This window comes from Auritidibacter ignavus, from assembly GCF_029853775.1.
GTDB lineage: Bacteria > Actinomycetota > Actinomycetes > Actinomycetales > Micrococcaceae > Auritidibacter > Auritidibacter ignavus.
Genome location: NZ_CP122564.1, coordinates 498,423 through 517,386, shown reverse-complemented (window position 1 = coordinate 517,386; position 18,964 = coordinate 498,423). Strand labels below are relative to the sequence as shown.

The 18,964-nt window shown below is 60.3% G+C and carries 16 protein-coding genes and 1 tRNA gene; 1 reads left to right on the top strand and 16 read right to left on the bottom strand.

What is annotated here, in order from left to right; translation table 11 throughout:
- Positions 1–211 precede the first annotated feature (211 nt).
- The 8 genes from polA to QDX22_RS02270 all read right to left on the bottom strand — a co-directional run bounded on the left by polA (position 212) and on the right by QDX22_RS02270 (position 9,872).
- Positions 212–3,070, bottom strand: coding sequence for a DNA polymerase I (polA, locus tag QDX22_RS02305; protein WP_425248468.1), 2,859 nt, complete (start codon positions 3,068–3,070; stop codon positions 212–214).
- Positions 3,071–3,102: 32 nt separating this feature from the next.
- Entirely contained in the window at positions 3,103–3,465 is a 363-nt protein-coding gene (locus tag QDX22_RS02300) for a cation:proton antiporter (protein WP_110098271.1), read from the bottom strand.
- The gene (locus QDX22_RS02295; RefSeq protein ID WP_279717950.1) at positions 3,465–3,743 is read right to left on the bottom strand and encodes an MrpF/PhaF family protein; all 279 of its coding nucleotides are present in this window, start codon (positions 3,741–3,743) and stop codon (positions 3,465–3,467) included. Before QDX22_RS02295 ends, QDX22_RS02300 begins: the two co-directional genes overlap by 1 nt.
- Positions 3,744–3,749: 6 nt before the next feature.
- Entirely contained in the window at positions 3,750–4,256 is a 507-nt protein-coding gene (locus QDX22_RS02290) for a Na+/H+ antiporter subunit E (protein ID WP_279717949.1), read from the bottom strand.
- Positions 4,253–5,920 (bottom strand): monovalent cation/H+ antiporter subunit D family protein, encoded by a 1,668-nt coding sequence (locus QDX22_RS02285; RefSeq protein ID WP_233487931.1) that lies wholly within the window; start codon positions 5,918–5,920, stop codon positions 4,253–4,255. The genes QDX22_RS02290 and QDX22_RS02285 overlap by 4 nt, the downstream gene beginning before the upstream one ends.
- Positions 5,917–6,402: a sodium:proton antiporter gene (locus QDX22_RS02280; RefSeq protein WP_110098269.1), complete on the bottom strand. Its 486-nt coding sequence runs from the start codon at positions 6,400–6,402 to the stop codon at positions 5,917–5,919. The genes QDX22_RS02285 and QDX22_RS02280 overlap by 4 nt, the downstream gene beginning before the upstream one ends.
- Positions 6,399–9,317, bottom strand: coding sequence for a DUF4040 family protein (locus tag QDX22_RS02275; protein WP_279717948.1), 2,919 nt, complete (start codon positions 9,315–9,317; stop codon positions 6,399–6,401). The genes QDX22_RS02280 and QDX22_RS02275 overlap by 4 nt, the downstream gene beginning before the upstream one ends.
- A gap of 470 nt (positions 9,318–9,787) precedes the next feature.
- A tRNA-Leu gene (locus QDX22_RS02270) sits at positions 9,788–9,872 on the bottom strand.
- A gap of 163 nt (positions 9,873–10,035) precedes the next feature.
- Between QDX22_RS02270 and QDX22_RS02265 the strand changes: the two genes are divergently transcribed.
- The gene (locus QDX22_RS02265; protein WP_110098266.1) at positions 10,036–10,677 is read left to right on the top strand and encodes an ANTAR domain-containing response regulator; all 642 of its coding nucleotides are present in this window, start codon (positions 10,036–10,038) and stop codon (positions 10,675–10,677) included.
- Between the two features lie 15 nt (positions 10,678–10,692).
- On the opposite strand, the gene pyk is transcribed toward QDX22_RS02265, so the two are convergent.
- From pyk to QDX22_RS02225, 8 genes are all read right to left on the bottom strand, one after another.
- Positions 10,693–12,195, bottom strand: a complete 1,503-nt coding sequence (pyk, locus tag QDX22_RS02260; protein ID WP_110098265.1) for a pyruvate kinase — start codon at positions 12,193–12,195, stop codon at positions 10,693–10,695.
- Positions 12,196–12,284: 89 nt separating this feature from the next.
- Positions 12,285–13,283 carry a prolipoprotein diacylglyceryl transferase gene (gene lgt / locus QDX22_RS02255; protein WP_279675072.1) on the bottom strand — a complete coding sequence of 333 codons (999 nt, stop codon included), beginning with the start codon at positions 13,281–13,283 and terminating at the stop codon, positions 12,285–12,287.
- Positions 13,284–13,299: 16 nt separating this feature from the next.
- A complete protein-coding gene (gene trpA / locus QDX22_RS02250; protein ID WP_110101036.1) occupies positions 13,300–14,103 on the bottom strand; it encodes a tryptophan synthase subunit alpha in 804 nt (267 codons plus the stop codon).
- A complete protein-coding gene (trpB, locus tag QDX22_RS02245) occupies positions 14,100–15,413 on the bottom strand; it encodes a tryptophan synthase subunit beta (RefSeq protein ID WP_279717947.1) in 1,314 nt (437 codons plus the stop codon). The genes trpA and trpB overlap by 4 nt, the downstream gene beginning before the upstream one ends.
- A 72-nt stretch (positions 15,414–15,485) precedes the next feature.
- Positions 15,486–16,316 carry an indole-3-glycerol phosphate synthase TrpC gene (gene trpC, locus QDX22_RS02240; protein WP_279717946.1) on the bottom strand — a complete coding sequence of 277 codons (831 nt, stop codon included), beginning with the start codon at positions 16,314–16,316 and terminating at the stop codon, positions 15,486–15,488.
- A 14-nt stretch (positions 16,317–16,330) separates the two neighbouring features.
- Entirely contained in the window at positions 16,331–16,615 is a 285-nt protein-coding gene (locus tag QDX22_RS02235; RefSeq protein ID WP_208392072.1) for an HGxxPAAW family protein, read from the bottom strand.
- Between the two features lie 133 nt (positions 16,616–16,748).
- Complete coding sequence (locus tag QDX22_RS02230) at positions 16,749–17,357, bottom strand: Trp biosynthesis-associated membrane protein (RefSeq protein WP_279717945.1); 609 nt, start codon at positions 17,355–17,357, stop codon at positions 16,749–16,751.
- Positions 17,357–18,934: an anthranilate synthase component I gene (locus QDX22_RS02225; RefSeq protein ID WP_279717944.1), complete on the bottom strand. Its 1,578-nt coding sequence runs from the start codon at positions 18,932–18,934 to the stop codon at positions 17,357–17,359. The genes QDX22_RS02230 and QDX22_RS02225 overlap by 1 nt, the downstream gene beginning before the upstream one ends.
- Between the last annotated feature and the right edge of the window lie 30 nt (positions 18,935–18,964).

The following is an 18,964-nucleotide window of genomic DNA, read 5'->3' as shown; positions in this document are numbered from 1 at the left end:
CTCCGAATGGATATGGTTTATTAACTAATGGTCTTTGAATGTTGAGAACGACCTCGCTATCGTGAAGACGCCTCAGCGTCGGTGCGGGGAAATCTCAGCAGAGCGCCGGCATGCCGGCGCACCTGATAATCTTACGGCATGACGTTGTCAAGGTCAATGTGACAACACGATCAATTCCGCAGTATTGCGCGGAACATGACGTGCTCTGCACTTAGTGGGCTGCTTGCTGCCAGGTGCGTCCGCGTCCGACTTGCACATCCAGGGGCACCGAGAGCTCGGCGGCCTGCGACATTTCTTCAACCAGAATTGTTTCGGCCCGTTCCCGTTCTGATTCTGGGACCTCGAGAATCAGTTCGTCGTGGACCTGCAACAGCATCCGCGTGTTCATCGATTCCTCGCGGAGTCGCCGGGCGACACCGAGCATCGCGACCTTGATCAGATCCGCGGCCGAGCCCTGAATCGGGGCATTCAGCGCCGCGCGTTCTGCCATATCCCGCAATTGGCGATTATCGGACTGCAAGTCTGGCAGATAGCGACGTCGCCCCATCATCGTGGAGGTATAGCCGTCGTTGCGGGCTTCTTTGACCACCCCACGCAGGTATTTTTGCACGGAGCCGAAGCGCTGGAAGTAGGAACTCATCAGCTCACGGGCCTCATCAACCGGGATTCTGAGCTGTTTGGATAGCCCGAAAGAACTCAGACCGTAGGCCAGACCGTAGGACATCGCTTTGACCTTGTCACGCATCGCAGTGGTCACCTCTGCGGGACGGACATCAAAGACCTGGGAGCCGACGAACCGGTGGAGGTCCTCACCCTCCTGAAAAGCCTGGATCAATCCGGCATCCTCGGACAAGTGGGCCATGATGCGCATTTCGATCTGCGAATAATCCGCTGTCAGCAGTGTGGTGGGTTCATCGCATCCGGGAATGGTCCCGGCCTGGAAAATGCCGCGAATACGTCGACCGGTTTCAGTGCGGACCGGAATATTCTGCAGGTTCGGGTTCAGGCTCGACAGTCGCCCCGTCGCCGCCGCGGTCTGAGAGTAGGTGGTGTGGATGCGCTGATCGGTAGCCACCGAATCGAGCAGACCCTGCACGGTTTGTTTCAATTTGGTGGCATCTCGATAGGCCATCAGGTTGTGCAGAAAGGGGTGATCGGTCTTGTCCAGCAGATCATTGAGGGATTCGGCATCAGTGGAGTGCCCGGTTTTCGTTTTACGAGTCTTGGGTAGATTCAACCGGTCGAAGAGCACGGTTTGAAGCTGTTTGGGCGAGCCCAGGTTCACCGGGTCACCGTCGATGGATTCCCGTGCTCGGTCTTCGGCGGCCTGAGCCTGATCACTAAAGACTTCCAGGAGCTCGTGGAGCTTATTGGTATTGACCGCAACCCCGGTTTCTTCCATCACGGCCAGCACTCGGGAGAGCGGAATTTCCACCTCGGTGACCAGCTGATGCGCATCGCGGGCGATCAGCTCGGGGTACATGACTTCGTGGAGTCGGATCAGCATCGACCCGGCCTGACCCAGATAGGTCTGCATTTCCTGGCTCAGTGCTGGCTCGTGAGTCTCCCCCAGATCGAGCTCACCCTGTTTATTCACCGGTGCTGTTTTGGGCACCTCGAGCGTGGTGTTCAGATACGTCTGTGCTAGCGCTGGCAGATCGAAACCGCGACGGTCCGGCTGGAGCACGTATCCGCAGAGCAGGATGTCGTCGACGACCTCGGCAATGTGGTGGAGGTCTTGGTCCTCGTTCAAGGACTGCGTGAGCACCTCGGTGGCGCCACCGGCTTTGATCAGTGTTTTCAGGTCGTAGACCACTTTTTGGTAGGAGCCCGAGAGTAAGAAATCGTTGACTTCGGCGATCAGCTCGGTGTCAGTAGACCCGGAAAGCTCGATCACACCGGCCTGGTCTTCAGTGGCGATAGAGACTGCGGCCACGGTGCCGTAGTCACCAGGGGCCGGGATTTTGCGTCGGGTGATGACCTCCGGGGCGGTGATCTGGGCGAAAACCCCGAGCGCAGTGCCACCATGGGTGGAGAGAAAATCCCGCAGCTGGGCTGCCTGGGTGATCAGCTCGATGGTGACCTCCACCGAGGCCTGAGCTGAGGAGCCTTCGAGGCCGAGACGTTCATGGAAGACATCGAAAACCCGTTCGCGCACGCGGTTGAATTCCAGGGAATCGAATAAATCGTTGATGTGGTCGTGATCCGGTGCAGACAGCGCGGTGGCTTCGAGCTGAATGGGAAGGTCTAGGTCGCGTACCAGCGCGTTGAGTTTGCGGTTACGGATCACATCGTCGAGGTGCTCGCGTAGCGCTTGGCCTTTTTTCCCCTTGATCTGGTCAGCGTTATCGATCACGCCCTGCAGATCTCCGTATTGTTTCAACCATTTGGAAGCGAAACCGGCGCCAACACCGGGGACACCGGGGAGATTATCGGCTTTTTCCCCGACTAGGGCCGCCAGTTCGGGGTACTGCGCTGGCCTAACCCCGTATTTATCCAGCACCGTTTGGGTGGTCATCGGTGGGATTTCGGAGACACCCTTGGTCGGATACAACACCGCGGTGGTCTCCGAGATCAGCTGGAAGGCGTCCCGGTCGCCGGAGACCACCACGGTGGTCCAACCGGCTTGCTCGGCTTGCGCCGAGAAGGTTGCCACAATGTCGTCGGCTTCGTAGCCGTCGACGGTGATCGCCGGAATGTTCAGGGCCTCGAGGACTTCACCGATCAGATCAATCTGGCCGGAGAATTCCTCGGGAGTTTCTTGCCGACCGGCCTTGTATTCACCGTATTCTTCCGAACGGAAGGTCGGGGTGGAGACGTCGAAGGCGACCGCGACGTGGGTGGGTTGTTGCTCGCGAATCATCGACAGCAACATGGTCAAGAATCCATACACCGCATTGGTGTGTTGCCCGGTGGTTGTGGCGAAGTTCTCCGCCGGTAGCGCGTAGAAGGCCCGAAACGCCATGGAGTGGCCATCGATGACCAACAGCCGGGAGTTCTGCTGGGAGGGCTCCGGGGACGTCACGGCGGAATCCGATGCGGTGGTGCGGGATCTTTGTTGCTCAGTCACAGCTTCCATCCTATCGGTGGGGCGCCGGGTTCTCAGCGGGTTTCCACACTCTCTCCGGTGACGTCGTCTTCGTCCAGCTCGTCAAAGTAGCCGGGGTCCATCCGTACGCCAGTCAGATAACTGGAGCGAGCAATGGCCATCGTGCCGATCGCGGAGGTACCCAGTTGCATGAAGATAATCAGGATGACCTTGAGCGTGTCAACCACGGTGGGTTGGACCAGCAGGCAGCCGACGACCACCAGGATCATGCCCAGTCCCCCGGCGGTACCAACGGCGGAGATGCGCATGAAGGGGTCGGTAAACCGCACCAGGCCCAGGGCTGCGGTGGCAAAAACCAGGGCCCCGAGCACGACGAAGACCTGGCCGAGAACGAAAGAGAAGGTGGTGATATCCATTAGCGTTGCCCCCTGGTGAGTGCTCGACCCAGCGAGATGGCGGAGAGGAATCCGATCACCGAGGCGACCAGCACAATGTCGAAGGTGAACTGACCGCCGAGTCGAACCCCAAAGATCGCGATCAGTCCGGCCACACCGAACATCAGCAAATCCCCGGCGATGGCACGGTCCGCTTCGGTCGGTCCTTTCAACATGCGCCAGGTGGCCACCAGGGTCGAGACGATCAGTAGCGCAAAGGCGATGTCAAGACCGAGGAAATCGAGATCGATCAGGTCCATGATTGGTTACCTCCCGTCCTGCTCGGCCTCGGTGTCATCGGCGAGGGCGCGCTCTCCAGCCTGAACTTCGGGATCGAAGAGTTCTTTGTAGAGTTCCGGGCCCGATCTCGGGTGTTCGGGTCGGGGGTGATCGAAACCTTCGGGACGTTTGGCGTGGAGCATATGTTCTTCCATATCCCAGGACCCCTCGCGAATGGCGTCCGCGTCTCCGTCGTAGAGCGAGTGCACGTAGATCCACCGCACCCCGTGGACGTCAATGGTGGTCCCCAGCGTCAGGGTTCCGGGGGTGATAGTAATCATTGAGGACAGCAATGTGACTTCGAGTTCGGATTCGCACCGGGTGGGCACCCGGGCGATCCCAGAGTGGGCGTTGAGTCCGGGCGTGAGGTTATCGGCAATCACCGCCCAGTTAGCGACGATCACTTCTTTGATGTACCACACCAACACGCAGATGAACCGGAAGGGCCAGCTGAGGTAGTCACCCACGCTGGCAGAACGTCGGGTTGAGATCATCCGTTCATCACCGCCTCGAGATAGTTGCTGGTATCGAGCAGGCCTTCGGCTGCCATCCCGGACAGGGTCAGTAGCAGCTGTGCGCCCAGGCCCAAGCAGATGGTGAGTCCAGCGAGCACGATCGCTGGTAGCGACAGGTTCCAGCTAATGCGTTTTTTGGGCACGGTCGACCGGTCGGATTCGATAATGGTCATCGACTGCGTGAGAGTCTGGAACTGTGATTCGGAGGCCATATGGGCCAGTTGGGGGGTCCGCGAGTTCGGATCGGAGTAGGCCGAAGCGGTTGAGGCAATAATACGGGTGGCCGAGGGGGTGTTACGCGATTTCGATTTGGTCCGCTGGGCGGATTTTTCCCAGAACATCCCCGACCAGATCTTCAGCATCGATAGCAGCGTAACCAACGAGACCACCACCATCACGACGACCGCGGCGATTTCGTCGGCTTCGACCGCTCCAAGGATCAGCAAGAACTTCGCCATAAATCCGGAGAACGGTGGGATCCCGGCCAATGACAGGGCAGCCACCAAGAAGGCTCCAGCCACCCAGGGTTCGGTACGTACGATTCCGCCCAGTGCACCGATCACACCGGTGCCGTAGCGGACTTCCACGGCCCCGGTAGACAGGAACAGGCTGGCTTTGACGATCATGTGGTGCAGCAGGTAGAAGATGCCGGCGGTCAGCCCCAATTCGGTGAACAATGCGACGCCGAGCAGGATGTAACCAATCTGGGAAACCATGTGGAAGGCCAAAATGGTGCGGGTGGTCTTCTCCCCTACCGCCCCGAGCACGCCGATGACCATAGTGAGGCAGAACAGCAATACTCCGACCCACAGAAAGCGGGTGTCGCCGTCGAAAATCACCGCGTACAGCCGGTAAATCGCATAGATGGCGACCTTGGTGTGTAGTCCGGAGAACAGCGCGGTGATCGCCGGTGAGGTGGCCGGGTAGGACCGGGCCAACCAGCCGTGCAGCGGGACGATGGCAGCTTTAATACCCAGCGCCAACAGACACACCGACGCGGCCATGGCCACCGTCCGGTCGGAGGACCCCAGGCTGGCCAGCACACCGATGTTCACGCTCCCGGCGGTGCCGTAGAGAAAACCCACACCGATCATGTACAGGGTGGAGGTGAACAGGTTCAAGGTGACGTATAACCGAGCACCGTGAACGCGACGGGCCGGGGTCTGTCGGTTGGCCGAGAGGACATACAACCCATAAGACGGCAGAAGCATGACCTCAAGGAACACGAAGAGGTTGAACAAATCCGCGGTGAGAAATGCACCGTTGACGCCGGATCCCAGGATCAACACCAGGGGGGCAAAGAACATGGAGTTGGCCGCATAGGAGGCCAGCGCGAACCAGGTACAACAAACCGTCAGGATGCTGGTGACCGTCAGCATCAGGGCCGAAAACATATCGGCCACAAACGGAATGCCGACACCATAGGGCCATAACCCCACCGAGTGGCCCAGCGCATCCGGGTGATCGGGGTGGGCAAAGTAGGCCACCAGGTAGACCGAGAAGGCCAGGATCACGAGCTGGGTGATCATCATCACCCAGGCGTGTAGTTTCAGCCGGTTACCGACCACCGCCAGGGCCCCGCCGACCAGTAGCGGAACCGCGACCATCATCGGCAATAGCATCTCCAGCAGGTTTTGGCTCATTTCTCGCCTCCTGTGGGACGCTGTGTGCCGGCCTGCTGGGACTGCTCAGCGGCTTGTTGGGCCGAGCGGGCTTGGTCGTTGGCCTCTTCCTGGGCGTGCAAGACTTCCAAGGTGTGGGTGGCGGTGCCCGGGATGGTGGCGTCAGAGACCGCTTCTGCTGTGGTGTCCAGAGTCTCGGTGCGACCGGCAGTACGGTCACCTCGGTCACCGGTGACCGCGAGGACGAGCATGAATACCGTGATGGAGAAGGCAATCACGATCGCGGTGAGCACCATGGCTTGAGGCAAAGGGTCGGCGGCCAGTTCGGGGTCAACCTCGCCGAAGGGCTCGTGACGTCGAGACGCGCCACCGGCAGCCATCAGCACCAAGTTTCCGGCGTGGCCAAGCAGGATGAAGCCCAGAATGATGCGCAACATTTCTCGTTTGGTGAACAGGTACACGGCCCCTGCCACAAGGAGGCCAACGGTTAGTGCCAGGGTCATCGTTTCACCTGCCGATCGTGTGAGGGGTTTGCATCAGTGTCTGGTTGCCGGGACCGCGATTCAGTCCGGATCCGCTGTGAGGGGAGCACTCCGGTGGTCGGGTGGGGGTCCGGGGGTGGAGGCAATTGTTGTCCCAGAGCGCCGTCATCGCGAGGTTGATCCATACCCAACAGGTTGAAAGCCATGAGGATCAAGCCCAGCACCGCCAAGTAGACCCCCAGATCGAAGATCAGCGCGGTGTTGAGGTGCAAGCCAAATACATCGGCATGTAGTGGGGTGAGGAAGGATCCTTCGAGCATGCCCCAGATACCGGTGAGCACACCGACGACCACGCCGGTACCGATCAGCGTGATATAAGGCCAGCGCACGGGAGCGCGCTGATCGGAGGAAGCGACCAGGTACAGCAACGAGAACCCGGCCCCGGCCAGTAGCGCGGCAATGAATCCGCCGCCGGGTTCGTTATGGCCCCGGACCAGCGTGACCAGGGAGAGCACCATCATCACCGGGACGGCGATCTTGGTGAAGCTACGCAGATACGCCAGATTCACGTGAGGATGCGACAGTGGCGAGGTGCTAGAGGCTGCTGATTGCAACACCGGGTCGGGCTTGCGCGAGGCCAACAGTGCCGCCACGCCGATACCGGCCACACCGAGTACCGTGAGCTCGCCCAGGGTGTCTAGCGCACGGAATTCGACGAGGATGGTATTGACGATATTGTCGCCGCCGGTGATCTCAGCGGCTTCGGTGGCGTAATAGGAGCCCACATCAGACAGTTCGCGTCGGCCGGTCAGGGCAAAGACGCCGAGGAAGGCGGCGCCACCAGCGCCCAGGGCCGCGATGGCGGCCGGTAGGGCCTGGCGCAGCGAGGTTGTAGAGAATCGTTGGGGCAACCGCTTGAGCAGTAGCACCATGACCACCACGGTGAGGATCTCGATCAGCAGCTGGGTCAGGGCAACATCGACCGAGCCCAGGTTGAAGAACCACAGCGTGGTGGTGAAGCCGACCACGCCAACAACCACCAGGGCTGAAATGCGGGTTTGGGTTCTGATGGTAGCGAATACACCGACCCCGGTCAGCAACACCAGTGCCCAGTCCAGGGGCAGATCGAGACCATCGACTTGTTCGGGTAGGTGGCCCGGGAGTGTGAAAAGTCCGATGACGGCCAGGGCAATGACTGCCACAGCGGGCACGATCAGGTGGCGTCCTGGGTTTTGTCCGGAGGTCCAGGCACCCACACGGGCACCGAAGTCTATGAGTCCTTCACGCAGGGCTTCGACCACGCCGAGCCCGGAAATGGGAATCCCGCGCGGAACCAGGAATGCTTCGATCTCTGGCATCTTCCAGACCGCGATCACACCGCCGATGATGACCAGCACGGATAGCCCCAGGGCGGGGGTGAACCCGTGCCAGAGCGCAGAGTGGACTTCGGTGTAGCTGCCGACGGCCTCGGAGACAGCAGCGGTGGCGAGTTGATCGGTGAGCCCGGGAGCCAGCCCGAGGACGACGCCGGCCAGCGAGACGATCATCGGGAAGATCCAGAAGGTGATCTTGCCATCTTTAACGGTGCGGATATCGGCCGAGGAGCCCCGCGGGGTGTTCAGCCAGCCACGGGGTGAACGGTACTTACCGAAGGCGCCCCAGACCAGTCGGCCCGAGTAAGCGAAGGTGCAGATGGCTGCCACGACGATTGCCACGGCCAGGGCCACGTGTAATTCGCCGGGGAGGTTTGTTTCGATCAGTGCGTCGAACAGGGTTTCTTTGGACACGAACCCGAACAGCGGTGGCAGACCGGCCATGGAGGCGGCGGCGACGGTGAGCACGGTGAGAGTGGCCGGCATGTTCACGTCGCGGGAGGCCAGCATGCGCATATCGCGGGTGCCGGCTTGGTGGTCGATGATGCCAACGGAGAGGAATAAAGCGGATTTAAACAGGGCGTGGGCCATGGTGTGTAGCACCGCGGCGGTGATCGCCAGTGGGGTGCCGATACCGATGAGCATCACCAGATAGCCCAGCTGGGACATGGTGGAGTAGGCCAGCAGTTCTTTGAGGTCGTACCGACGCAGGGCGCCGAAAGCACCGAACAGACACGTGATGGTTCCCAGCAACACCAGCAACAGGGTCCACAGTCCATGCCCGGCCAGTGCTGGCGAGAACAGCAACAGGAGATAGACCCCAGCCTTGACCATCGCGGCCGCGTGCAGGTAAGCAGACACCGGGGAGATGGCCACCATGGAGTCGGGCAACCAGGCTTGGAAGGGGAACTGCGCAGATTTGGTCAGTGCTGCCATCGCCAGCAGTACCACCACGCTGGTGGTGATGCCGGGACGGGTCCAGATCTCGGAGGCTAATACCTCGGTGATCACGGTGGTTCCGGCCGCTACGGTCATCACACACACCGCAGCCAGCAGGCACAGTCCTCCGGCCACGGTGACCAGTAACGTGCGGATGGCCGGCTGGTGGGCGTGCGGGCCGGAGCGGGCGATAAGGAAGAAGGAACAGAAGGTGGTGCCTTCCCAGGCGATGTAGAAGACCAGCAGATCGTTGGACAGTACCAGCACCAGCATGGCCAGCGCGAAGGCTGACATCGTCAGATAGAAGGAGACGAGTTTTGTTGAGCCCAAATACCGTGGCGAGTAGAACAGCACCCCGGCCCCGATGAGCAACACCAGCAGAGAGAACAGCAGGGAGAGACCGTTGAGTCGGAGGTGGAAGCCGATTTCGAGCAGGCCCGGGATCCAGGGATAATACTCGATCACCTCACCGCCGGGACTGATGATGTAGGCGCTCATCAACAGGACGGCGGCCGCCAGCAGCGGCAGGCATAATACCCATCCGGCGTTGCGACCGAGCCATTGCGATAATGGGCCGGCGCTGATCACGCCAAGAAGGACCAGGATGACGGAGGCCAGAAGCACGAAGGAAGTTACCTTTATCGTTGGGGGCAGGGATGAGAAAACCTGCAGGAACCGGAATGGTCCGGGCCCCGCAGCGGGGATGGCCATCGGTCTACGTGGGCGGTAACCCGGACAGCATTTGACCCCACTGGGTGATGTGCCCGTTCGTCCCGGAATGCAAAAGCACCCAACGAATAGGAAGGAACCCGGGATGGGAGCGGCCGTACTGAGCTGGCTGTGGCATGACTCCCCCTCCGAGTATCAGACTGTGTGTTGGTGTGACGTGTGGGTGCCAGTGATGGTCATTCCGATGATCTATTTTAAACCAGGTGACCTGGAACCTCCAGGTAACCAGCAACATCATCCTTCCCTGCTTGCAGGAGACAGTCAAACACAGGCTGGCCCCGTGTCGGGGTGATGTCATAAGCACCGATGTAGCACGGGTGGGGTGCGGTGGTAAACGCGGAGAGACCGCTGAGAACAGTGGAGAGTGGTGCCCGAAGTGGGACTCGAACCCACACATCTTGCGATACCGCATTTTGAGTGCGGCGCGTCTACCAATTCCGCCATTCGGGCTGGCACTCGACCCATATTACACACAATTCTGCCTGGGAAAGAAATTCTGAACACGGTGAGAGCGGTGTCTCACGAGCTGGTGAACAGGTTGCGTAGAATAGTGACTCGGTACACATCAGCGGTCGCTTGACCGGGGTCAACGCCACGATGGTTGGAGGATGTTATGACGTCTGAGCAAGACACCGGACAGCTGGGTTTGCCACGCCAGACCCGTCGTATTGTCGTGGCCGAGGACGAGACCATTATTCGACTCGATATTGTCGAAACGCTCGAAGGCCTCGGGTACGAGGTGGTCGGTCAAGCCGAGAACGGACAACGTGCCATTGATCTCACCCGGCAACACCAACCGGATGTGGTGCTGATGGATATTTCGATGCCGGTGGTGGATGGGATTGTCGCAACCCGTGAGATCTGTGCCGAGAAACTCGCTCCGGTGGTGATTCTCACCGCGCTGCCGCAACGGGAGTTAATAATTCAAGCCACTGAGGCCGGTGCGATGGCGTATTTGGTCAAGCCGTTCAAGGAGCAGGACCTCGTACCGGCCATTGAGTTGGCGGCAGCCCGGTTTGATCAAATGCAAGCTTTGGCCAATGAGGTGTCGGATATCACCGAGCGGTTTGAAACCCGCAAAATGGTTGATCGTGCTAAGACGTGGCTGATGGAGACATTGGGACTAACGGAGCCGGAGGCCTTCCGGTGGATCCAGAAGACCTCCATGGACCGGCGACTGACGATGCATCAGGTAGCTGCGACCGTCGTTGAACAGATGAACTCCAGTCGCGGGGTGCAAGACCCCAAGGACTGAGAGCTCACGGTGGGTTTAGAGCGGTGACCAGCCTGATATCTGATCCATACGGTGACGTGGTGCGGGACTGACCGGTTCTTGACTGGTCTCGACGCTGCCCTCGGAAGTGACATCCCCAAGGCAGTGGACCTTGAGCATATTGGTGGTCCCGGGCTTACCGGGAGGTGAGCCCGCCACAATGATCACAAGTTCGCCGGGTTCGGCGACCCCTTCCCGGATCAGCTCAGCATCCACTTGGGCCGTCATTTGGTCAGTGGAATTCACGAAGGGCACGATCCGCGGTGTGACACCCCAGGTCAGGCACAGCTGGTTGTGAGTCTGGTCGGAGTGGGTGAAGGCATATATCGGCTGTTCGGGACGCAACCGAGACAGCCGATGGGCGGAGTCTCCCGATTGGGTGAAACACACCAGGTTGGTGATTTCTAGCCGTTCGGCGATATTCACGGCCGCCCGAGTCACCGCACCGCCCCGGGTGCGGGGTTTAGAGCCTAGCGGGGCGATGCGTTCCAGACCATGGACTTCGGTGGAGGTGATGATCTCGGACATGGTGCGCACGGTTTCGACTGGGTATTTACCAATCGAGGTCTCACCCGACAGCATCACAGCATCGGCACCGTCGAGGACCGCGTTGGCACAGTCGGAGGCTTCGGCACGTGTGGGGCGTGGGTTCTCAATCATTGATTCCAGCACCTGAGTCGCCACGATGACGGGCTTGGCCCAGCGACGAGCCATTTCAATGGCTCGTTTCTGGACCACGGGCACATCTTCCAAGGGCAACTCCACGCCCAGGTCACCGCGGGCAACCATGATCGCGTCGAAGGCATCAACGATGTCTTGGAGATTATCAATCGCCTGGGGCTTTTCGAGCTTGGCGATAACTGGGATTCGGCGCTGTTTTTCATCCATGATCTGATGAACCAGCTCGATATCAGCAGCGTTGCGCACAAAGGACAGCGCGATCATATCCACGCCGGTGTCCAACGCCCACCGCAGATCTTCTTGGTCTTTGTCTGTCAGGGCCGGGACATTGACCGCCACTCCAGGGAGGTTGATACCTTTGTGGTTGGAAATCTCGCCTCCGACCATGACCTCACAGATCACCTCGGTATCAGTCACCTCAGTGGCGCGCAACTGAATCTTACCGTCATCGACCAGCAATTGGTCTCCGACCGACACGTCGGCGGGCAATCCTTTGAAGGTCGTGGACACCTTTTCTGCGGTGCCGGGCACATCGTCGGTCGTGATGGTGAAGCTCTGTCCAGCGGTGAGCTCATGAGGACCGTTCTCGAAGGTGCCGGTCCGGATCTTTGGCCCTTGCAGGTCGGCAAAAATCGCCACCGGTTGATTCAGGTCCGTAGCCGCCTGGCGGATTGTGTCGTAGGTTTCACGGTGGATCTGGTGGTCACCGTGACTCATGTTCAGCCGGGCCACGTCAACGCCTGCTTCTAGCAGCTGGCGGGTCGTGTGATAGCTGGCGGTCGAAGGTCCGAAGGTGGCGACAATTTTTGCATGTCTCATAGCTTTAACCCTAGGACTGATGGGTAGAGAAAAGAAACGCTTCAGTGACGGATGTTTCGCCGCACTGATGCTGTTGCCGACGCGCGGGTTTAGCTCTCAGATCTGGTGTTGACCTGGGATGATCCTACCGGTTGGGGTGAATCCGGATGCTCGGTGTCTGTAGCGGTCTGTGTGGTGGTATCGGGTGCGCGGCCGGGAAGCCAGACAGTTTCGGCTTCCGCGCGTTTTTCAGCGGTGCGAGGCCGGGTGAAGAACAGGTAGACGAGCATGACAGCGGCCACGACGAACAGCGCCAGAGAAATCCAGGCGTGCAAGCGCATGGTGACACCCAGGATTTCGACGTCGGCGACGTAGTCGGTACGCAGATTCTCGATCACGGTGCGTCCGGCGCCATACCAGGCCACATAGCTCCACAGCATCATGCCTCGGCGTAATTGGAATTTCCGATCGATCAGCAAGAGCACGACCACGCCGAGCAGGTTCCACAACGATTCGTAAAGGAACGTGGGGTGGAACAGCGTATCGGCGGGATAGCCGTCCGGGAAATTGTAGTGGTTGGCATCAACTTCCAGACCCCACGGCAGATCTGTCGGGCCACCAAAAAGTTCTTGGTTGAAGTAGTTGCCCCATCGGCCGATGGCCTGAGCCAGTAAGATGCCGGGAGCCACCACATCGGCGAAGGCAGCAATTTTGTATCCATAACGCCGGCAGGCGATCCAGGCACCCAACGCGCCCATCGAGATCGCCCCCATGATACCGATGCCACCCTCCCAGATGTAGAGGATGCGCACCGGGTCACCGCTCCCGTCGAAACCTGGGCCGAAGAACGGGCCGGGGTTGGTGAAAACGTGGTAGAGGCGAGCTCCGACAATACCAAAGAGCAACGCCCAGATGCCGACGTCGAAGACCGCGCCCTCGGCGCCGTCACGTTTCTTCCAGCGCCTATTACCCAGCCAGAACGCCAGAATGGCGCCCAGGATGATGCACAGAGCGTATGCACGGATCTCGAGGGGTCCTAGCGTGAAGCCGTCCCAGCCGGGGGCCGGGATAGCTGCCAGTGTCTCCCAGGTGCTGATAGTCGACAACATCGGTTCCTACGATTCGTTAGTTGCGAGCAGTACCGGTTGCTAGTTTAGCGGCAAGTTCTCCCACTGCTACAGGACCGTGATCGCGTAAAGCACTCACCAGGGCCGTGCCAACGATCGCGCCATCAGCGTAACGACCAATCTGCTGGATGTGCTCAGGCTGTGAGATCCCCAGCCCCACGCACACCCGCGGTGCCCCCGCCCGGTGCGCACGATCCACCACGCGCTGGGCAGCTTCCGAGACGTGTTGACGGGCTCCGGTCACACCCATGACCGAGACGGCATAAACGAAACCACGGCTGGAGTTCACGACCAGCTCGACACGTTCATCCGAGGACGACGGTGCGGTGAGGAAGATACGGTCCAGCTCGTACCGGTCACTGGCTGTGAACCATTCATCAGCTTCTTCGGGCACCAGATCAGGGGTGACCAGTCCGGCTCCGCCGGCTTCGGCCAGCCGACGGGCAAACTCGGTGACCCCCAGGCGTGACACCAGGTTCCAGTAGGTCATCACCACCACGGCCGCATCGGTAGCTGCGGTGACGTCGTTGACGAGCTGGAAAACCTGATCAGTATGAAAACCGTTGTTCAGGGCGTGGGCGGTGGCCTTCTGGATGACTTCCCCGTCCATGACCGGATCCGAGTAAGGCAAGCCAATCTCGATAATGTCAGCGCCGTTGCGTCCCAGCTCGATGGCGGCCTGAATGGAGTCCTGCAGTGTGGGGAATCCGGCCGGCAGGTAACCGATGAACGCGGTACGCCCGGCTTGGCGGGCAGCTTCGATTTTCTCGGTGCACCGGGAGCGAATCTGGTTCCGTGTCATCTGTGCTGTGTCTCCTCGGTATCGGTGCGGTCATCCAACAGGTTGAGATACTCCGCGGCGGTCGTGACGTCTTTATCGCCCCGTCCGGAGAGATTGACCAGGATGATCTTCTGCTCGGATGCGGGGGTGGATGCAGAGACGAGACCCTGATCGTGCCACCGCTGGGCAAGTTTGATGGCACCGGCGACCGCATGTGCTGATTCCAGGGCGGGCATGATCCCCTCACGACGGGAGAGTTTTAAAAAGGCCTGCATGCACTCATCGTCATTGATGGGCTCGTAGTGGGCTCGCCCGGTGCCGTTCAAGTAGGAGTGTTCCGGGCCAACGCCCGGGTAGTCCAGACCGGCCGAAATGGAGTGAGTTTCCAGGGTTTGGCCGTCGCGGTCCTGCATCAGGTAGGACTTCGCTCCGTGCAGGATGCCCACGTCGCCAACGGTGATGGGAGCCGAGTGCTTACCGGTCTCCACGCCGTATCCGCCGGCCTCAAAACCGTAGAGTTCTACCTCGGGGTCGTCGAGGAATCCGTGGAAGATGCCGATGGCGTTAGACCCACCACCCACACAGGCGGTGACCGCATCCGGTAGCCGGCCGGTGGCATCCAGGATTTGTTGCCGTGCTTCCTCGCCGACGACCCGGTGGAAGTAGTGCACCATGGCCGGGAACGGGTGTGGCCCGGTCACGGTACCCATCAGATAGTGTGTGGTGTCGACGCTGGCCACCCAGTCGCGCAGAGTTTCATTGATCGCGTCTTTGAGTGTGCGGGAGCCAACGGTTACCGGCACCACCGTGGCCCCCAACATGTGCATACGGGCTACGTTCAGGGCCTGGCGACGGGTGTCTTCCTCCCCCATGTAGACGGTGCATTCCATCCCGAACAACGCGGCGGCGGTGGCGGTGGCCACCCCGTGTTGGCCAGCTCCGGTTTCGGCAATCAACCGGGTTTTACCCATCTTCTGGGCCAGGAGCGCCTGACCGATCACGTTATTGATCTTGTGGGAGCCGGTGTGGTTGAGGTCCTCACGCTTGAGGAACACCCGCACCCCGGGCAGGTCCTTGGCAAAGCGCGTCACTTCGGTGAGCAACGAGGGCCGGTTGATGTAGTTGGCGTAGAGATCTGCCAGCTGCGCGGTGAACTCAGGGTCCTCACGGGCGGCGTTAAAGGCCTCGGTGAGTTCGTCCAGAGTTGCAATTAAGGATTCCGGCATCCAGCGTCCGCCGAAAGGCCCGAAATAGGGACCCTGTTCTTCCCGGTATGGTCCCTGTGGTCCGGTCAGGGACCCCGGTGCGATGTGGTGATCGGCAGTTGTCATACACGTTCTTCTTTCGGGATTATTTTTCGCGTGACCGGCACCATTGACTGCGAGCTATCCAGCAGCGCTCAGTCACGCATCGGTCCTCTCGCCAGAGACACTGGTGGCACGGAAGTCACGGATCGCATCTGCGGGGGTACCGTGTTTGACCAGCGCTTCCCCTACCAGCACCGCATCGGCTCCGTGGCGGGCATAGTCGGCCACATGCTCGGGGCCAGTCACCCCGGACTCGGCCACCCGGACAACGTGTTCGGGCAGGTGTTGGGCCAGCTGAGCGTAGTGGGTGCGATTGACCTCAAGAGTTTTCAAATTACGGACGTTGAGACCGACGATCTTGGGTGCGATCTCGTAGGCACGCTGAATCTCATCGACCGTGTGGGTCTCAACCAGCGCGTTCATTCCCAGTTCATGGGTGAGGTCAATGAAGTCTTTCAGTTGCGCATCGTCGAGCGCCGCCACAATGAGCAGGATGAGATCAGCCCCGTGTGCCCGCGCTTCATAGATTTGGTACTCGTCAACGGTGAAGTCTTTGCGCAACACCGGAACATCCACTGCCGCTCGAACCGCGTCCAGGTCAGCCAGTGTGCCACGAAAGCGACGCTGTTCGGTCAGCACCGAGATCACCGCGGCACCCCCATCCTGATACCGGGTTGCCAGCTCAGCGGCAGCCGGAATCTCAGCCAGGGACCCGGCAGACGGTGAAGCGCGCTTGATTTCAGCGATGATCCGGACGCCAGTGGGGTCGTTGCGACCGTTGACCAGGGCTTGATGGGCGTCGCGAGCAGCCGGTACAGACACAGCATCGCGTTGGATTTGAGCGCGGGAGACGGCACGGATGCGCTCATCGATGTCCTCGCGGACCCCGCGGATGATCTCATCCAGAACGGTACCGGTACCACGCATAGCGACTGCGATCCTTAGTGGGAGCTATTGGTTTTGGAGCCACCGACTCCATAACCCATTTGACGCATCACGAAGCCAACAATCAGTCCGGCCACGGCAATGACGCCACCTACCCAGATCAACCAGATCTGTCCGGCCAGTAGCGCCACAGCACCCACAACCGAACCGATCAGGACCAGCACCACCAGGGCCCATGCAGCCGGGGAGTTTCCGTGTTCAACGGGGGCGGCATGGGTGGGATCGTTGAGAATGCGACCGTGATCGTCAATGATGATCTTCTCATCGGTGGGCTGAGACATCGATGCTCCTTTATGCACTGATCAAAGATGGGTGATGATTCTCTATTCTGCCACTAATCGGAACAGATGCCATCAGCACACGTCGTTGTTTACGTCTGAGTCGGCAGTCTGGCCCGGCGCTGATGGGTGCCCGTCAGGTGGGGTCCTGGCCACGGGAAAGTTCATCCCAGGCATCAATTTCAGCTGTGCGGGACGGTTGGGGCGAGGACAACGTGCCACTGGTTCCAGACTCCGGTTGCACGGTAGTCGTGGCTTTTTCGTATTTGCGGGAACTGGACAGTGACCAGTGGCGTCCGACCACCAACACAACTACCCCGAGCAGGGCTAACCCCATTCCCACGATCAAACAAATCCAACCTGCTACCGTCACCTGCACCGGGCCGGGGTCTTGAGCCAGCCCGGTGTATTCAGCCACAGCGGGTTGAATGGACCCGACGGGATCGGCAAGGACCAACCCGCAGGCCCAGGCCAGCATAGCGCCCACCAGGATCAGCAGCACACCGATCACCCAGCGTCCCACCGTGCGGACGATAGTCAGCGCGATTGCGGCGGCCAGGGCGACCAAGGCCATGGCCGTAGTCACCGGTGAGACGTCTTGACCGCTGACGGTGATCTCGGCGTCAAGCGTTTGGGGAATCTCGGTGGCACGTACCCAGGTTTGAGTGGCACAGATCAAGGCCACCGCACCGAGGGCGAGCACTAGCAACACGGTATTGCGACGAGAAAAGATCTTCGCGAGCATTACTGTTCCTCATCACGGTCATCGTCTCGGTAGTGACGGAGTTGTTCAGCGGCAAACAGGGCCCGCAACGGTGCCGAAGCTTTGGCCACGGTTTCTGCTGCTTCGGCGACTGGGACCGAGTCGGCGACGATTCCGGCGCCGGCCTGGACGTAGGCGACCCCGTCTTTGAGCAACACGGTGCGAATGGCGATGGCCATGTCCATATTCCCGGCAAAGTCGATATAGCCGACCACACCCCCATACGGCCCGCGAGCTTGGGGTTCCCATGCGTCGAGCAGTTGCAAGGCGCGGGGTTTAGGAGAGCCCGACAGGGTGCCAGCGGGGAAGGCAGCCGCCAGCACGTCCAGCGCGGATACGCTGGGTTCCAGGGTGCCCGAGACGTGGGAGACCAGATGCATCACATGGCTGAACCGTTCAATCTCCATGAATTGTCCGACCTGTACACTGCCGGGTCGGCAGACTTTGGACAGGTCATTGCGAGACAGGTCTGCTAACATCAGGTGTTCGGAGCGTTCTTTTTCATCGGCCAATAGTTCCTCGGCCAGTCGGTGGTCCTCGTCGAGGCTTGTGCCACGAGGTCGGGAGCCGGCGATGGGGTGGGTAACCACTTGGCCGTCATTGACGGTCACCAGCGCTTCCGGAGAGGCACCAACGAGCTGGAACCGGCCACTACCGTCGGGACGGTCAAAGGTGTAGAGGAACATATACGGGCTGGGGTTCATGGCCCGTAGGGCACGGTAGATCTGAAGGCCCGAGACCTGGGTTTCGGTAGTAAACCGGCGCGAGACCACGATTTGGAAGACTTCGCCGTCAGCGATAGCTTCCTGTGCCTCGGCGACGGTGGCGAGAAATTCGGATTCATCCCAGGAATGTTTAACCCGTTCAAACGTGTCGACGCCCTGCCAGCCGGCTGGGGCGACACTCACCGGTTCGGCAGCGGGTGCACTGATCAGCTGAGCCATGTTCCGGACCCGCGACACGGCGTGCTGGTAGGCCTCATCGGTTCCGTGATGGAGCCCGGTGGGATCGATCGCGTTGGCCACTAAGGTCACGGTGCCATCAACGTGATCGTGGATGGCGACATCGGACATGAGGTTCATCGCCAACTCAGGTAACTGCAGATCATCGACCGGTGGATTCGGTAGGTGCTCCCAGTGCCTGACGGTTTCCCACCCGAGGTATCCCACCATGCCCGACAGTAAGTATGGCACCTCAGTGCCAAGATCGGCACGGACATCGGAGGTCAGCTGATCCAGGGTGGTGGCCAGCACGTCCAGCGCGGTGCCCTGGGTGGGCAGTCCGGCCGGGGGTTGTCCTTGCCAATGGGCCTGGCCGTTGCGTTCGGTCAAGGTGGCTGAACTGGCGGCACCGATAAACGAGTACCGTGACCATACTCCGCCTTGAGCAGCAGATTCCAGCAGGAAGGTGCCCGCACGTTCTTCAGCCAAACGTTGGTAGAGCCCGACCGGTGTCACCGCGTCAGCCAACACCGTCATGGTAACTGGGATCACCCGGTGGCGCTGGGCCAGGTCATGGAACTCCTCAGGGCTGGGACTGATGACGCCCACATCGCGCATGGGGGTCTCCTTAAGGTTTAGGTTCGGTCG

Bases quoted from the DNA above. Each gene is read 5' to 3' on its own strand.
- trpA (WP_110101036.1), bottom strand. From the start codon at position 14,103: ATGACACGGAACCAGATTCGCTCCCGGTGCACCGAGAAAATCGAAGCT.
- QDX22_RS02225 (WP_279717944.1), bottom strand. From the start codon at position 18,934: ATGCGCGATGTGGGCGTCATCAGTCCCAGCCCTGAGGAGTTCCATGAC.
- QDX22_RS02295 (WP_279717950.1), bottom strand. From the start codon at position 3,743: ATGGACCTGATCGATCTCGATTTCCTCGGTCTTGACATCGCCTTTGCG.
- QDX22_RS02265 (WP_110098266.1), top strand. From the start codon at position 10,036: ATGACGTCTGAGCAAGACACCGGACAGCTGGGTTTGCCACGCCAGACC.
- QDX22_RS02290 (WP_279717949.1), bottom strand. From the start codon at position 4,256: ATGATCTCAACCCGACGTTCTGCCAGCGTGGGTGACTACCTCAGCTGG.
- QDX22_RS02235 (WP_208392072.1), bottom strand. From the start codon at position 16,615: ATGTCTCAGCCCACCGATGAGAAGATCATCATTGACGATCACGGTCGC.
- trpC (WP_279717946.1), bottom strand. From the start codon at position 16,316: ATGCGTGGTACCGGTACCGTTCTGGATGAGATCATCCGCGGGGTCCGC.
- pyk (WP_110098265.1), bottom strand. From the start codon at position 12,195: ATGAGACATGCAAAAATTGTCGCCACCTTCGGACCTTCGACCGCCAGC.
- lgt (WP_279675072.1), bottom strand. From the start codon at position 13,283: ATGTTGTCGACTATCAGCACCTGGGAGACACTGGCAGCTATCCCGGCC.
- QDX22_RS02285 (WP_233487931.1), bottom strand. From the start codon at position 5,920: ATGAGCCAAAACCTGCTGGAGATGCTATTGCCGATGATGGTCGCGGTT.
- QDX22_RS02280 (WP_110098269.1), bottom strand. From the start codon at position 6,402: ATGACCCTGGCACTAACCGTTGGCCTCCTTGTGGCAGGGGCCGTGTAC.
- trpB (WP_279717947.1), bottom strand. From the start codon at position 15,413: ATGACAACTGCCGATCACCACATCGCACCGGGGTCCCTGACCGGACCA.
- QDX22_RS02230 (WP_279717945.1), bottom strand. From the start codon at position 17,357: ATGCTCGCGAAGATCTTTTCTCGTCGCAATACCGTGTTGCTAGTGCTC.
- QDX22_RS02300 (WP_110098271.1), bottom strand. From the start codon at position 3,465: ATGGATATCACCACCTTCTCTTTCGTTCTCGGCCAGGTCTTCGTCGTG.